Genomic DNA, 15,680 nt, shown 5'->3' with positions numbered 1-15,680 from the left:
GTTGTTAGCTTGGTACCTGCAAACTTGAAATGCAGCCTATTTTACAAATACATTCGAGCTGCCTTCCTTCTATTCTTTGTATTCGTGAATGGTGACCCCTTTTACCACGCGATTGACAGTGCCGCTTGGTGACGGTGTATCCGGTTTATTCCCGACTTTAATGGCCGCAAGTAAGGAAATCGTTTGACCAACCATAACGTAAGGTAAGGACAAATAAGCATCCGGTACGTTTGCACCCTCATTGTCGAAAGAGAAGCTGTCACCCGAATAATTACTTTCACCTTCCACTACGATGGCACAAACCGAGCGGGCAATCTGGTCCTGCTTCAGTTCATTTAACATATCTAAATCGTACTGACGGGTATAAGGCTGGTTGGAAACAAAGCAAAATATGGCGGCGTTTTCATTTACAAAAGACTTCGGACCATGACGGAATCCGAGCGATGAATCAAATGCAGTGGCCATTTTTCCAGCTGTTAATTCTAAGACTTTCAATTGTGCCTCTCTTGCCAATCCCTCAAAGCCCCCGGAACCAAGATAAATGATCCGGTCAAAATCAACAGAAACGATCTTTTCAATCAAGGCTTCTCTTTGAATTACACTTTCACCCAAACGGCGGATTGTTTTAACGATCTCACCTTTTTCCTCATCTGATAACGAATCAAAAACAAGCAGTGCGGTTAAAGTCATACATGTATAGCTTCCCGTCATGGCAAAGCCCTGATCATTGGATTTTTCAGGCATTAATAATAGAAGATTTCTGTCATCCCCTGCAGCCCGCTGTGCAAGTTTGCCATCCTTTGAGCATGTAATCGTTATTTGATAAAGATTGTTTACGATTTGTTGTGCGAGCTCAACGGTTGCCACGCTTTCCGGACTATTTCCACTTCTGGCAAAGGAAACGAGTAAGGTCGGAATATCTGCTTTCAAAAATTGGTATGGGTTTGAAACAATAGCAGTTGTCGCCACACTCTGCAAATCCCACTGCCATTCATCGACCTTTCCTTTCAAATATGGTGTTACGGTGTCACCGACATATGCGGACGTACCAGCTCCGGTGAAAATCACACGAACACGATCATGCTTTTCCTTAATGGTGTTCAAAAATGCTGCAATAGCTCCGCGTCTCTCAGCAAACAGTTCAAAAGTTTCTGCCCACAATTCAGGCTGTTGTTGGATTTCTGCCGTTGTAATCTCTGCTCCTAACGGAACTAATTTTTCCTTACCCAAAGTAAACATTCACGACACTCCTTATATAAAAATTAATTTTTTTCAAACACTTTTAACCCCGCACCAACCACACCATTATTCTGCTTAATGGTACTTATGGACATTTGATTTAAGACATGCAGTTGTTCAGGGATTTGATAGGTTTTAAGTTTTTCCTTTATTATTTCAAGCAGAAAAGGGTTATTCGCAATTACACTGCCGCCAAATACTATTTTGTGAGGGTCCAATAAACTAGAAATTGAGTAGAGCCCCTGGACCCAGCTATCCGTCACCTCATCAATGATTGACTGAACCTCAGGCACTCCTGCAAGATATCGTTCCAAGACATCCTTAGTGGATAGTCGCAACGCCAAACGTTCTTCCGCTTTTTTGGCGATGGCCGGTCCGGCAGCTGCATGTTCAAGCCGCTCCAGATGGGGTGCAGTTCTTTTTAAAAAAATAGGAATTAAGCCAATCTCTCCAGCAAATCCCGCCCCTCTAAAAAAGGAACCACGGTGGATAATGGCGCAGGAAATACCCGTGCTAATTGTTACATAGACGAAGGTTTCCTCTCTATTCCCACCAGCAGCCGTCCATTCCGCAAAAGCGGCCGTATAGACATCGTTATCGATTACTATTTGCTCGATTCCGAATGACTCCCGCAGCCTTTGTGTAACTGGAAACTGCTCCCATGGTAAGTTATTTTGAAAAATTGCAATCCCGTTTTCCCGGTCTACCTTACCAGGGACACCAACACCAATCCCTGCCATATCCGTTATTGAATAAGATGAATCTTTTAAAAGCTGCTCGACTGCTTCTACCACTCTAGAAAACATTTTTTCTCTGTCGGAAGGATCACTTTTGACCTCTGTGCGTTTTAGCAATTCACCCATCTCGGTAATGATTCCTGCTGCAATTTTTGTCCCGCCAATATCAATGCCAATGGCCTTTTTCATGTCCTGCACCTCGATTTTAATTAAGTAAAGATTTTCTTTATGTAGATGGGTTGATGGTACAAGTTGGATCAGTAGAAAAGCTCACAGTTTTTTACTATGAGCTCATTCACTTTGTAATTTCATTATAACATTTCAACTTGTAGGGTCAACCCAACAAATAGAATTTTTTTAGAAAATTCATACCAGTCGATTTTTCAATATCACGTTAAGTCAGTTCAGTGTAAAAACGACAGCGGTCACCACGGACAATCGAACGACAAAACTCTACCGGTACTCCATTTGTGTCATAAGCTGTTCTTTCCAATAACAGAGCAGGTTTCCCTACTTCTGTTTGCAGGTACTCACTTTCATCTGATTTAATTAATACAGGTTCGAAGGCCTCGATAGCTTTCTTTATGATAATATTAAGTTCCTGTTCAAGAAAATCATAAAGCGAGATTTGTCCCACTTTGTTCAACATAGATATATCCGGCACAACACTTTTTGGAAAGAAGGAGGACTCTAGAACATATGGATCTTCTTCCACACAGCGAAGGCGCTTCATTTCAATAACCGTTTCATCTTCCGGTATTTGCAGCTCTTGGATAATCTCTTGAGTTGGTCTGACTTCTCTTATTTCAATTAGGATATCCTTAGGGGTCAAACCTTTTTCCTTAAAAACTTTGCTAAAACTATATAAACCCATTAATGACTGCTGCAGCCTTGGCTTTGCAACAAATGTGCCCTTCCCCTGTCTACGGTAGAGCAGTCCATCCTGGACCAATTCTTCAATTGCTTTTTTTGCTGTATTTCTACTAACATTATATTCATTCACTAATTGATTCTCAGAGGGTATTTGATCGCCTGGCAGCCATTCCCCTTTTTCAATAGAATGTTTTAATCTTTCCTTAAGTTGATGGTAAAGTGGTATGACACTGTCATTTTGCAACGGCTTCATCAAAATCTTCCTTCCTATCCTTTTCCGAAGAATTATATTTATTATACCACCACTTGTACCATCAATCCACCAACTAAATAAACTGTCGCTAAAAATTATTCTTATGCCTATTGTGGACGAATCCTCATCGTACTAACCCAAACTTTGTCCTCAATACCCCGGCTTGAGGACAAATGCTCATTCGGACCTCGTGAGTTTTGTCCTCAAGACCGCTTATTGGGGACGAATCCACTTAGGGCTCTCACGAGTTTTGTCCTCAAGACACTCTATTGGGGACGTATCCTCATTCGAAACTCGTATGTTTTGTCCTCAAGACCACCTGATTTACCAGACAACAACAAAAAAGGGAGCTGAACACTCGCTCCCTTTTTTTGCTATATTTTAATACACGTCACGTTGATAACGCCCTTGCTTTTGCATATCTTTTAGATAGGCTTCGGCAGCATCGCGGTCCAGCCCGCCTTCTTTTTCGATCACGCTAATAAGTGCTTCGTTAACGTCCTTCGCCATACGCTCTTTATCCCCACAGACGTAGAAATAGGCACCATTATCAATCCAGTCAAATAATTCCTTACTGTTATCAAGCATTTTATGTTGAACATAAACCTTTTGCTCTGAATCACGGGAGAATGCAGTATCAAGTTTTGTCAAGACAGCTTCCTGTTGATAGTTTTCCAATTCATTTTGATAGAGGAAGTCTGACGCTGCATGTTGGTCCCCGAAAAATAGCCATGACCGTCCAGGTGAATTGGTCACTGCACGTTCCTGGATAAAAGAACGGAAAGGTGCAATGCCTGTCCCAGGTCCAACCATAATAATATCGAGATCTTGGGATTCCGGCAAATAGAAGTGTTTATTCGTCTGCACAAAAACAGGAAGCGTATCGCCCTCTTGAACACGTTCGGCACAAAGGATAGAACAAACACCATTTCGGTCTCGTTCATTCGCTGTGTATCGAACCGCACCAATAGTTAGATGAACCTCATCAGGATTAGCCGTAATGCTGCTTGCAATAGAATACAGACGCGGTGTCATCTTTCTTAATATAGAGACGATTTCCTGGACGGAAGCCTTCCACGGTCCAAAATCTCTTAACATATCAAGCAAATCTCGGCCATTACAATACTCTTTTAGCTGACCTGCATTTTCAACCAACACAAGTCTTTGTAACTCTTCGTTTTCTGTAAATGCTGCTGCTTGTTGTAAAATTTTCTTCGTCAGCAGTGTTATTTCAAAATAGTTTGTTAACGCTTCCTTAAGTGGCAGTGTCTCACCTTGCTTATTAATAGTAACTACCGTTTCATCATCCCATTCCATTTCCGTTAGCAGGGTTGCTACTAGCTCTGGATCATTCGCAGGGACGATGCCAAGTGCATCTCCTGGGGCATAAGAAAGGCCTGAATCTTTTAAGGATAATTCAATATGTCTAGTTTCTTTACTAGAGCCTGGGCCATTTAAATTAATATTTTTAAGAACCTTCGCATGAAATGGATTGTTCCTAGAGAATGGTAGACTGTCACTTTTGGCATTTTTAGGGTTTTCCAAAGTAAGTTGCAAAGCTTATACCTCCAAAAGTTAATATATTTAATAAATATCACAATATTATAATATCAGATATGTATTTCAGTACACAATGCACAATTTTTAGTAAGTACCTCATCATTAGGTTTAACAACTCTAATATGTCGTAGAGTGTGTTTATAGTAATACATGAGATGTTGGAGGTATAATTTTGTCTTTAATAGAGTTAAGAAAATTCATAATTATACATTTGTTCGTAATCAAAATGTAAATACTCTGTCACTTTAATATAGTTGATGTTAGAAATCTGAAGGTATAAGCTTTACTTACTATATAAGGAGTGATTAAGTTGAATACAGTAACAGTAGATAAATTAACATTCAAGAAAAAACTAACGATGATTGAACAATTTTCACTCAAAGATTTTTTGTTCAGATGGGTTGGAGCACCGGCAGAAGGATTAGATGAGTTTCTGCCACTTGAGTACACAGAGTGTGTCTTTGCAAAGTTGGAAGTTAAACAAGGCGCAGCTTTTGTTATTAATGAAGACGAACACTTAAGATATGCAACAATAACAGAAGCAAATCAAATTGTTATCGGTTTTCTAGATTCAAATAATGAGTTAAAACATAGAATCATTTCTTTAGGTGAAATTTTAAAGAAGTAAGCTCTGAAATAGCTTACCTCTTTAAAGGGCTATATAATTTTACTCGAAAACAGAATTATTTTGACTTAAACGCAGCCACGATTCCATTTCGGATTCCAATTGATTACTTAAATCGATTTTCCTATTATAAAACATACTGAGCTCCTCATGATTGATGAATTCTTTAGCCATAGATAAATCAATCTCATTTATTTCTTTTTCAAGATTTTCAATCTTAGCGAGAGCTTTATCCAGCAATGCTTCAAGGTTTATTTCCTCGGAGTTTTTCTTTTGTTCTTTTTTACCATTTATCTCAGGCTCTTTTTTTGCCTTCTGGCTTTCCTCTTCTTGTTTAATATTTTTATAATCATCGTAATTTCCAGGATAACTATTAATACTATGTTCCTCAACGGCAGCTACTCTTCCCGCCATTTTATTGATGAAATAACGATCATGGGAGATAAAGAATATCGTCCCTTGAAAATCTTCAAGCGCTTCCTCTAGGGTTTCAATGGAGTCAATATCAAGATGATTGGTTGGTTCATCAAGTATTAATAAATTTATATCTTGATATAACAGCATAGCCAGCTTTAACCTGATTCTCTCTCCACCAGACAAATGCTTTACTTTTTTGAACGGACTTTTTTTATAAAACATGAATTTCGCTAAATATTCTCTTGCTTTACCTTCCAAGATCGATATATTCTCTCTAAACGCCTCCAGCACTGTGTGTTCCTCATTATTAAAAATAATTTTTTGAGGCAAGTAGGCAGCTATTACATTCGCACCTAATTCCACTACACCTTTATCGGGCTTTTCTTCCCCTAAGAGCATTTTTAAAAAGGTGGTTTTTCCGCTGCCATTCGGCCCGACCAGCCCCACTCTTTCTCCGTAATGAATCATTAAATTTATGTCCTTAAAAATAATCTTATCTTGGAACCTTTTCGAGACTCCAATTGCTTTTATGGTTTCCTTCCCGGACCTCTGACCCACTTTAAGATCCAGCCTCATATTCTTTCTTTCAAAAATTGGTTTATCAATTCGATCCATTTTATCAAGCTTTTTTTGAATACTGGCTGCTCTTCGAAAGAACTTATTATTATCTGCCCTCATTGCCCAGTCTCTCAGACTTGTCACTTGCTTCTCCATGTTATTAATCTTTTTTTGCTGTTCTCGAAAATGCTCATATTGAATCCGCATATTTTCTTCTTTTTGACGAACAAAGGATGAGTAGTTGCCCTTATAGGAGATGGATTCCATATCCTCAATTTCGACAATTTTATTGACTACATGGTCCAGAAAATATCTGTCATGAGAAACAATAATCACGATTCCCTTATAGTTCTTAAGGTACCCTTCGAGCCATTCAATAGCCTCCATATCTAAATGGTTGGTCGGCTCATCCAGCAGTAATATATTCGGATTATGAATCAGCAGTTTTCCAAGCACGACGGTGGTTTTTTCCCCTCCGCTTAATAAATCAAAATCCTTGTTTAAAAAACGTTCTGTAAAATTCAGCCCTGTACAAACCTTGCTCAATTTTTCTTCTCGTTGGTAGCCGCCCTTTACCTCGAATAACTGAACCAAATCACTGTATCTATTCAAGGCCTTTTCCAAAGCAGTACCTTCAAGCGTCTTCATTTGCTCTTCTATTTCCCGCATTTGGTTTTCTATGCCGACAATCTCTTCAAAAGCAAGATTCAGTACATCGATAACTTTTAAGCCTTCCGGATAAACAGGCGATTGTTCAAGATATGCCTTAGTCGCTTCTCTCGGCAGATTAATCAAACCTTCATCATATCCAGGGCTTGAGGTTTGTGGATAGCCTGGGTAATAATGCATCTTCTCAATTCCTGCGATTAGCTTAAGAATTGTACTCTTTCCGCTTCCATTGGCTCCTACAATCCCTACCTTATCTCCTTCATACGCTTCAAATGAAATATTATTAACCACAAGCGTGGCTTCCATGAATTTTTTAACACCGTTTAATTTCATTTCTAACATAAAACTTCCTTCTTTCCTCCATAATTTAAGGTTACGCCCTTTTATGGACAGGACAAAGAAGACTTGCATTACTTATTTATCTATAAAATAAAAAGACCATAAGAAGATTATTTCTTCTTACAGTCTAAAAAATCAGTCCATATAATTTACGAAAGCAAGCATAGCAAAAAAACACAAGATTATGCCTATACCCCTTTCACCAGCTGCAGTAAAAACTGGGGAAATTAAATTATAATTTTGATTTTAGTAAAGTAAGTACCTTCTAATTGCCTGATTCATAAAGAGCATAACAAATAAACCTAACTTTAATAGGTAATTGAACACTCCATACAAAATCCCTATTCATTTTCAAAATGAATGTAAATTAGCAATTAGTTGGTTCCATAAACTTACTTTCCTCCTTCAAAATTTTCTTTATTATCCCATGATTTCATTTTTTTGTAAATATTATTTTTTATACATGTTCACTTAATATTTTGGTCAACTTCTCTTTCATTTCATTGCTGGTAACTATGCACCTGATAGAAAAGCCTTTTGTCTTGATAATTAATTCATAGCCATTATTAACCTCAGCTGCATAGCCATATAGTTTATGGTTGACATCAATTGGAATGAACAGAAATGATTTTACTCTTCTCCAAGAAACAAATCGACTTCCGCTAAAAACGCCTTCCTCTGAAACCGCAAATATATTAAAAAGATCATGCGAATAAGATAGAGGTAAAAATAATAATAAATAAAACTGCCAATCGAATATGTTGGTAAAAATGCCAAAAATGAACATGACGATGACAAATAATAACATAGCAGAATAGACCACGATTCCTACTTTCTGATTAGAGTATATTGGAAAATCTACTGTTTTCTGAGGGCGTAATCTAATAAACGCAATCTCCTCACTAGTGACAGGGACAACCACATTTCGATTCATCTTTATTAAGATAAAAATAAACTTATAGCAATGGTACCCGATGACAATAAAAAACAAAATATCCCAAAAGACCTTCATTTCATCACCCTTTTCTCCTTAAATAGATTCTGCCTAAATAAAGGTTCACTATTTATATCTACGGACGAGCAACAGTTTTGGTCTCACTTTTTTATTTATAGACTTAAAAACAGTAAACCACCGTCCTGTAGTGTATATGGACGGTGGTTTACTGTTGGTCAGGATATGACCTAAGCCTTTTTCAACAACTTTGAACTAATTTATGACATAATCAGGAAAATTCATTCTCGGAATCATCTACTATAAGCCTCTATGCAGTTCATTCCATTTCTTAACCAAACGCTTTGGAGCTGCGCGTAAATAGGCTTCTTGAATTAGATCGTTTAATTCTTCCCAAACTTCTCCATCTGGATTATTAATAGAAACCCAGCCATGATGTCCTATGTAGGCGGTTTTATAAAAATACGCTTTTTGAAGCAATAATTCTTGAGTTTCCCTATCAGACTTAAACGACAAGCTGAACCCTTTGTCATTTTCTCCTGATATTACAAATGATTTTCCATTGATTTTAAAGGTATTGTGGCCAAACCCATCAATGATTTCAACAGCTTCAGGCAGTGCGAGACAGATAGTGCGCACATTGTCCAACATGCCTGCGGTATCTTGTAATTTCATGTTCGTATCAACCTATTTTGCATTCTCATCGGGTTGATGAATGCCGAATATATTGCCTTCGGTATCAATATAGTATCCTTGCCATGCCATCCCTGGCAAAGCATACTTTGGCATTGCTACCTTTCCGCCAAGATCCATAATTTTCGCTTCCGTTACGTCGTAATTTTCCACGCCCATTGTACAAGCAAATCCATTTAAGGGTTGGTTTGCTTCTGGCCGTGGACTTTGCCGCTGCATTAATGCACCATCGATTCCTGGTTGATTCTGATCACCAGTCACTGCACCAAAGTATGGCATACCTGCATACTCACTCCAATCCTGAAATGACCATCCAAATACCTCTCCATAAAACTTTTTTGCTCGATCCATATCATCCACATGAATTTCGAAATGAACTAATCGTCCCATGATTACCTCCTACTTATTAAGAACTTCTACTAGAATTTCTAGTTGTACGATCCTTTTTCCTCTCTATTATAGAGAAAAAGATGGAAAAACATTCAATTACAACAAAAAAGACATATCTATCAGTCTAGACTGATAGATATGTCTCTTGAAAGAGTAATAAAAGATCAAGCCAAAAATAAGTCAGAAGACAGATAGCGTTCTCCTGTGTCTGGAGCTAAACAAAGAACTCTAGCTGAAGGTTGAAGCTGTTTTGCTACCTCGACAGCAAAGTAGGTTGAAGCTGCTCCTGACGCACCTACAAAAATTCCTTCTTTTGCAGCAAGCCGGCGTGCTGTCACTTGAGCGTCTTCATCCTTGATGAGCAAAATTTCATCAAAAATAGAACGATTTAATATCGTTGGAATAAAACCCGGACCTGTTCCTGGGATTTTATGTGGTCCAGGTTCACCACCTGATAGAACAGGGGATCCAAATGGTTCGACTACATAAATTTTCAAGTTAGGAATCCGTTTTTTTAGCTCTTCTCCAACTCCGGTTACCGTTCCACCTGTTCCTGCTGTTAACACAAGTGCATCCAATTTCCCTTCAAAAGCTTCCAGAATTTCAACAGCTGTTGTTTCACGATGGGCGTCCGCGTTTGCAGAATTCTCAAATTGCATCGGAATAAAACTGTCAGATATTGATTCAGCCAATCGATTTGCTTTATCAATAGACCCTTGCATTCGCAAACTTGCCGGAGTTAGATGGACCTCCGCTCCATAGGCTTTCATGATTTTGACCCGTTCTTTTGTCGCATTATCAGGCATGGTAATAATACAGCGATACCCTTTTACTGCACAAACCATCGCAATTCCAATACCGGTATTACCAGAAGTCGGTTCAATCACGGTACTCTTTCCTGGGATTAGTTTTCCTTCCTTTTCTGCACGTTCAATCATATTAATAGACGCCCGGTCTTTTACACTGCCGCCTGGATTAAAAGATTCCAGTTTAATATAAACTTCCGCACCAGTCGGATCAGGTAATTTATTTAATTTTACAATCGGAGTTTTACCAATTAAGTCAAGAACTGAACTGTAAAGTTTCATTTTCCTTCCGCCTTTCGAAATTTAAAATACCCCCCATGGTAAATTCCAATGGAGGAACACAATTATCCATTTAGAACTTTTTCCAAGTGTTTTACTGTTGGTGTCAAGTTTGCAAAGAAATAGGCTTCGCGCAGTCTTCGGGATGGTGCACTATCCTGTATATATCCTGCACTGCCGTTGTGCAGCATACTTTCTTGGACCGCTTCAAGTGTTAAATAGGCTGCCTTCAGACGAATCTTAGCAATATCTCTGAAATTAAGGCTATCACCATTAAATAAGGATTGCAATTTTTGCTGGATGTCATGTTCTATAGCTCGTAAATCGTCAGGCTGTTTCTTTAAAAATTGATTACAGCCATTTTGTTTTTGACAAACTTTTTCTATTGAGGTAATGGAAGCCTGGGTCACACCAAGACCAAGTGGAATTTGATATAACAGGAATGCGGGACGAATCTGTTCAACATACTCCTTCGCATTCTCAGAAAGTACCCACTCATCTGGAACAAATACATCGGTAAAAGAACATGCATAGGTGGCACTGCCGTTAATGCCAAGGTAATCGATCTTTTCTTTCATCTTTAGCCCCTCAGCATTACAAGGAACAAAACACATGATATCATTTCCTTCTTTAATGCCCGCAATGCATCCAAACCAATGGTCTTCTCCAAGATTCGAAACTGATGGAAGCACTCCCGATAATAGATAGCCTCCTTCTACAGGCTTCGCACTTAAATGGAGCTTCTCAAGTCCAGCATAATATTTCATCGGGTTTGATAAACCCGTTCCAGCTAATATCTCACCCTTTTCCAGTGATGATAGCAATCTCTCTTTCAACTTGTTATTTTTCGTTTGCCGTACATATGTTAATGCAGCAAGGTGGCACCAAAGGCAAAATGCGGTAGTCATACAAACTTTAGCAGTCTCTTCCACAAGGTACATCTCATTTAATAAATATTCTTTTTTAGATTTATTTAATGAAGATAATAATCCAGCTTCCCCAAGCTTTCTTAGGAATCCTTCTGCATAGAAAGCATCCGTATCAATTTTTTTCACATAAGGTTTTAATTTCTCTTCAATTAACTTTTCAAGAATAGACTTTTGACTTAAAATCTGTAGATCCATGGCTGCCACTCCTGCCTTTATAAGTTATTATTAAACAATTCAAACATTTATTAATCAATCAATTCCTATTAGATTAGTAGGTTATGTAGTTATAATATTATACTTCGTTTAAAAAATCAACTTGCAATTTTCTAAATATATTAATATTTTAAAAATAAAAAAAGGCTAAAACCATTTTTTAGGTTTTAGCCTTTTGACTATCGTGAAAATAATTATTCGCCAGCTAATTCAGTAATAGAATCAATTGGAGTGTTTACCGCCTCACGCGCACGCTTTACAGCGGCTTCGTCTGGAGCGTCATAGAAGCAAAGACATTTTGACATATCTTCACAAACGTACGTTCTTGAAAATGCAACTTCAGGAACTTCTTGATAGTGTACAGAGTTTTTCTTTTTACGCGCTAAGTACTGATCCATTGTGATATCAGCTGGAATATTCCATTCTACTAAATAATTCACAACATCGTTCTTTTTCTTTACATCATCTAATTCTTTTCCAACAAGTCGAACTTCTTTTACAAGTTCCACAGGAACACCCGCAGCTTTTAAAGTCTCAGTCGCTGCATTTTGATCTTCGCCTTCAACGATAAAGAAAGAGCGAGAAAAGTCTTTTGATACCTGTACTTCAATTAGAGCTGAATTTTTTTCATTTAATGTTGCTTGTAGTGCAGAAACCTTCTGATTCAATTCCTCTTTTGTAGAAACAACTTCTTTTAAAGATGATTCAATTAAATAAAGTGCCATTGTAGTTCCCTCGCTTTTTTGATTATATTTTGTTATGGTTCATTAAGGTTATTTTATTATACTAAGTTTAAAAAATCAACCTTATTAATTTTTATTTATTTATGATAAAATAGAATAAAACACTGAAGGGAAATTACAAATGAAGTCAAGATACAATATACCGTGTAATATTGCCCAATCGCTTAATATCATTGGGGATCGGTGGACATTATTAATTGTCCATGAAATCCTAAATGGACAAACATTGTTTAATGAAATTAAGAAGGCCTTACCAGGTATACCCTCCAACCTTTTATCAGACAGACTAAAATATTTAGAGGAAGAAGGACTTATTTCGGTAGAGCTCTATTCTGACCATCCTCCGCGCTATCGTTACACATTAACGAAAAATGGTGAGGAATTAGAACATGTTTTCAATACACTCATTATTTGGGGCAGCAATAATTTACAAAAGTGTTATAAAAAATTAATTGACCCCAAAACAGGTGATGAAGTAGCAGTTGCCTATATTAATAAAAAGACGGGCGAAGTTGTTGATACTGTTGAAGTAATCGCTGTTCAGGAAGAACTTCAAAGAGCTGGAGACGAATGATCTCCAGCCTTTTTTTGTAACTTACCAGGCGCTTCTGCTTTTCTTAAGTCCTTGCCATTCCCCATTGCTTCCCTACCCATCCTTCGAATAGGCCAATTAAACGATCCAATAGGAATCCACTGACGCCAATAAAAATAATCCCTGCCAGAACGTAATCGAGATTTAATGTATTTCTTGCATCAACAATTAAAAAACCAAGGCCAGACTGGGCTCCAACCATTTCTCCTGCTACAAGGAAAATCCACCCTGTCCCTACAGCAAGACGCATCCCGCTCACAATAGACGGGAATGCAGCAGGGAAGATGAATTTTACCATCAACTTCAGCTTCTTAATTTCAAGGTTTTCAGCAATTTTCAAATAAGATCGATCAATTTTATTGACGCCTGCTACTGTAGTTAATAAAACCGGGAAGAAGGCTGAAATAAAAATGATGGCAATCGCTGGCATATTTCCTATACCAAACCATAGGACGATAAACGGTGACCATGCTACAGGTGATACCGGCCGCAACACTTGTGCAATCGGGTCAAAAATTTGCCAAACCCTAGGCAGTCTTCCTAGTATCATCCCTAAAAGAATAGCAGGAATGACAGCTAAGAAATATCCGGTTAGAAACCTGCCAAAGCTCACTTGCAAATGCTCAAACAAGGTTCCCCCGACAATCAGAACAATAATTGCTTTTCCAACGCTTAACGGAGAAGGAAGAAGTGCTTCTGGATAGCCTCCAACCAAAATGATTACTTGCCAGATGAAAACCAAAGCGACCATCCCTATTAGGAAGTTCACCAGTTTTTTTCCTATTTTCATACTTGTCACATCGCTTTTTCAATAAATGTATTGTCTACAAATTCTTCATATAATGGCGGTTTTTCCATTAAGTCCATCTCTACTATCAGATTGCGGAGCCTCTCGTACTCCTTTTTTTCAATGCGTAATCCATCATATGAAATCCATTGTAAAGATAAATCCAACACTTCCCTGTCTACCTTCATGAATTGCCCAAATGATTGATATAAATCTTCATTTTTTTGGTTAGCTAGCTCTCCAGATCTCACATATTGAGTCACCATTGATTGAGCAGCAGTTCGATTGTCTTGAATAAAGTCGTTTCTTAAGACAAGAACACAGCAATATGAATTTGGCCAAATATCTTCCGAATGATGGAGAACATGACCTTTATCGAGTTTAACAGCTAACGCACCAAACGGCTCTGCCACTACAAAACCACTAATTCGTCCCCCAGCTAATGCAGCTGGCATTTCAGCAGGAGGCATTTCTACAACATTAACATCCTCATAAGTTAAGCTTTCTTTTTTTAATGTTTCATATAATAAAAGATTATGAGTGGAATATTTATGCGGAATTGCAAAGGTTTTCCCTTCTAATTCACTAGCGTCTTCAATATCCTTAGAGGAAATTAATACATTTCCATCTTTATGACCGAGTGCAACAGCTTTTAAATCAATTCCCTTTTCAACTGCTTTCATCGCAAGTTGGATCAAAACTGAGGCACCATCTACACGTCCTGTATTTAAGGCATCCATTAAATCTGGCCATGAGTTAAATTTAACCATTTCAATGTTATAATCCTCAAATTGCCCCCCATGAACATGGGCATCTAAGTACAACGGTCCTGCATGTGTAATGGGAAGATAGCCAATTTTAATCGTTGGTTTCCCCAAGTTTTGCTGTGTGGTCTGTCCACATGACGTAATAAACAGTATTACAACAGCGGTTACGATTGAAATCATCCATTTCCTGTTTTTTCTCAATGGTATATTCTCCTTAAATTATATATTCCGGTTCTTGACGACTGCCGCTTAACTCAAAATCTTCTAATATTCTTTTACGGTAGTAATGAAAGTCCTCTCCCGCTCGGTCTCGCGGCTTTACTAGTTTAATGGGAATATCCTTGAAAATCCTTCCCGGGTGGGAGCTCATAATCAATATTCTGTCAGCTAAATAGACAGCTTCATCTATATCATGTGTAACCATTAAGATTGTTGTCTTCATTTTTTCTTGAATACGCAAAAGTTCATCCTGTAAAAGATAGCGGTTAAATGTATCCAATGCCGCAAATGGTTCGTCCATCAATATGACATCCGGCTTCATCGCGAGCGCCCTGGCAATGGCAACGCGTTGCTGCATCCCGCCAGACAATTCATGTGGAAATAGATGATGATGGTTTTCTAGTCCAACAAGCTTTATTGCATCGATTACCCGCTGGTTCAATTCCTCAGCGGAAATTCTTTCGCCTTCAAGTCCAAGTTCTACATTTTTTAAAACTGTTCTCCATGGGAGAAGATTTATTTGCTGAAACAACATGATACATTTTCTTGTTGGACGTTTCACTTCATTTCCGTCAAGAATCACCGTTCCCCCATCCGCTTTTTCAAATCCACCCACCATATTTAATAGAGTACTTTTACCACATCCGCTTTTTCCGAGTAACGTGACAATTTCCCCTTTCTTAACCTGAAATGAAACATGATCAAGTACATGAATGGATTCCTTCCCATTAACGAATTCCTTATTCACATCACTTACTTCAATCATATACTTTGACACATCTCAACCCCCTAATTTAAAACCTATTAATTCCTATTAGTTTACTGTGTATTGTAGGTTATTTTATTATACTTTGTTTTAAAAAACAACCATCTAATCGGAATTTTCCGAACTTTTTTTGTGGATTCCGCAGGCTATGCTTTGGAGACATATCATATGAGCCATTAGTGGGATTTGTCCACAATACAAGGGTTTGAGAACAAATCGCATGAGCTTCAAGTAACAATTTGTCCTCAATATAAGGGCTTGGGGACGAATCGCA

General features: G+C 38.1%; 16 protein-coding genes. 2 read left to right on the top strand and 14 right to left on the bottom strand.

The genetic code is table 11. The features are described from left to right. Window positions 1-69: 69 nt before the first annotated feature. The 4 genes from V7108_RS16640 to V7108_RS16625 form a co-directional block, all read right to left on the bottom strand. The gene (locus tag V7108_RS16640; protein WP_335513967.1) at window positions 70-1,239 is read right to left on the bottom strand and encodes an SIS domain-containing protein; all 1,170 of its coding nucleotides are present in this window, start codon (window positions 1,237-1,239) and stop codon (window positions 70-72) included. Window positions 1,240-1,262: 23 nt separating this feature from the next. Continuing rightward, window positions 1,263-2,165: an ROK family protein gene (locus V7108_RS16635; protein ID WP_335513964.1), complete on the bottom strand. Its 903-nt coding sequence runs from the start codon at window positions 2,163-2,165 to the stop codon at window positions 1,263-1,265. Window positions 2,166-2,370: 205 nt separating this feature from the next. After that, window positions 2,371-3,102 (bottom strand): GntR family transcriptional regulator, encoded by a 732-nt coding sequence (locus V7108_RS16630; RefSeq protein ID WP_335520299.1) that lies wholly within the window; start codon window positions 3,100-3,102, stop codon window positions 2,371-2,373. Between the two features lie 381 nt (window positions 3,103-3,483). After that, window positions 3,484-4,659 carry a sulfite reductase subunit alpha gene (locus V7108_RS16625; protein ID WP_335510419.1) on the bottom strand — a complete coding sequence of 392 codons (1,176 nt, stop codon included), beginning with the start codon at window positions 4,657-4,659 and terminating at the stop codon, window positions 3,484-3,486. A gap of 313 nt (window positions 4,660-4,972) precedes the next feature. Between V7108_RS16625 and V7108_RS16620 the strand changes: the two genes are divergently transcribed. Then, a complete protein-coding gene (locus V7108_RS16620) occupies window positions 4,973-5,290 on the top strand; it encodes a hypothetical protein (RefSeq protein ID WP_335510417.1) in 318 nt (105 codons plus the stop codon). Window positions 5,291-5,329: 39 nt separating this feature from the next. Here V7108_RS16620 and abc-f read toward each other — a convergent pair whose 3' ends face one another. The 7 genes from abc-f to V7108_RS16585 form a co-directional block, all read right to left on the bottom strand. After that, window positions 5,330-7,273, bottom strand: a complete 1,944-nt coding sequence (gene abc-f / locus V7108_RS16615; RefSeq protein WP_335510415.1) for a ribosomal protection-like ABC-F family protein — start codon at window positions 7,271-7,273, stop codon at window positions 5,330-5,332. Between the two features lie 454 nt (window positions 7,274-7,727). Then, window positions 7,728-8,282 carry a hypothetical protein gene (locus V7108_RS16610; protein ID WP_335510413.1) on the bottom strand — a complete coding sequence of 185 codons (555 nt, stop codon included), beginning with the start codon at window positions 8,280-8,282 and terminating at the stop codon, window positions 7,728-7,730. Between the two features lie 240 nt (window positions 8,283-8,522). Then, window positions 8,523-8,897: an MmcQ/YjbR family DNA-binding protein gene (locus V7108_RS16605; protein ID WP_335568896.1), complete on the bottom strand. Its 375-nt coding sequence runs from the start codon at window positions 8,895-8,897 to the stop codon at window positions 8,523-8,525. 12 nt (window positions 8,898-8,909) lie between these two features. Further along, entirely contained in the window at window positions 8,910-9,305 is a 396-nt protein-coding gene (locus V7108_RS16600) for a VOC family protein (RefSeq protein ID WP_335568895.1), read from the bottom strand. Window positions 9,306-9,469: 164 nt separating this feature from the next. Then, the gene (cysK, locus tag V7108_RS16595) at window positions 9,470-10,393 is read right to left on the bottom strand and encodes a cysteine synthase A (protein ID WP_335510391.1); all 924 of its coding nucleotides are present in this window, start codon (window positions 10,391-10,393) and stop codon (window positions 9,470-9,472) included. 62 nt (window positions 10,394-10,455) lie between these two features. Next, complete coding sequence (locus tag V7108_RS16590) at window positions 10,456-11,514, bottom strand: acyl-CoA dehydrogenase family protein (protein ID WP_335510389.1); 1,059 nt, start codon at window positions 11,512-11,514, stop codon at window positions 10,456-10,458. A gap of 212 nt (window positions 11,515-11,726) precedes the next feature. Continuing rightward, window positions 11,727-12,257, bottom strand: coding sequence for a DUF4242 domain-containing protein (locus V7108_RS16585; RefSeq protein ID WP_335510387.1), 531 nt, complete (start codon window positions 12,255-12,257; stop codon window positions 11,727-11,729). A 139-nt stretch (window positions 12,258-12,396) separates the two neighbouring features. Here V7108_RS16585 and V7108_RS16580 point away from each other — a divergent pair, with 139 nt between their 5' ends. Further along, window positions 12,397-12,849 carry a winged helix-turn-helix transcriptional regulator gene (locus tag V7108_RS16580; protein WP_335568894.1) on the top strand — a complete coding sequence of 151 codons (453 nt, stop codon included), beginning with the start codon at window positions 12,397-12,399 and terminating at the stop codon, window positions 12,847-12,849. A 43-nt stretch (window positions 12,850-12,892) separates the two neighbouring features. Here the strand turns inward: V7108_RS16580 and V7108_RS16575 are convergent, their stop codons facing one another. The 3 genes from V7108_RS16575 to V7108_RS16565 are packed head-to-tail and all read right to left on the bottom strand — an operon-like array spanning window position 12,893 to window position 15,406. Beyond that, a complete protein-coding gene (locus V7108_RS16575) occupies window positions 12,893-13,657 on the bottom strand; it encodes an ABC transporter permease (protein WP_335568893.1) in 765 nt (254 codons plus the stop codon). Window positions 13,658-13,662: 5 nt separating this feature from the next. Then, window positions 13,663-14,622: an ABC transporter substrate-binding protein gene (locus tag V7108_RS16570; RefSeq protein ID WP_335568892.1), complete on the bottom strand. Its 960-nt coding sequence runs from the start codon at window positions 14,620-14,622 to the stop codon at window positions 13,663-13,665. A gap of 13 nt (window positions 14,623-14,635) precedes the next feature. After that, window positions 14,636-15,406: an ABC transporter ATP-binding protein gene (locus tag V7108_RS16565; RefSeq protein WP_420489036.1), complete on the bottom strand. Its 771-nt coding sequence runs from the start codon at window positions 15,404-15,406 to the stop codon at window positions 14,636-14,638. Window positions 15,407-15,680 lie beyond the last annotated feature (274 nt).

Origin of the sequence: Neobacillus vireti (assembly GCF_036962345.1) — a bacterium.
In the GTDB taxonomy this organism is placed as follows: Bacteria; Bacillota; Bacilli; order Bacillales; family Cytobacillaceae; genus Neobacillus; species Neobacillus vireti_A.
This window is presented reverse-complemented; position numbering and strand designations above follow the sequence as displayed.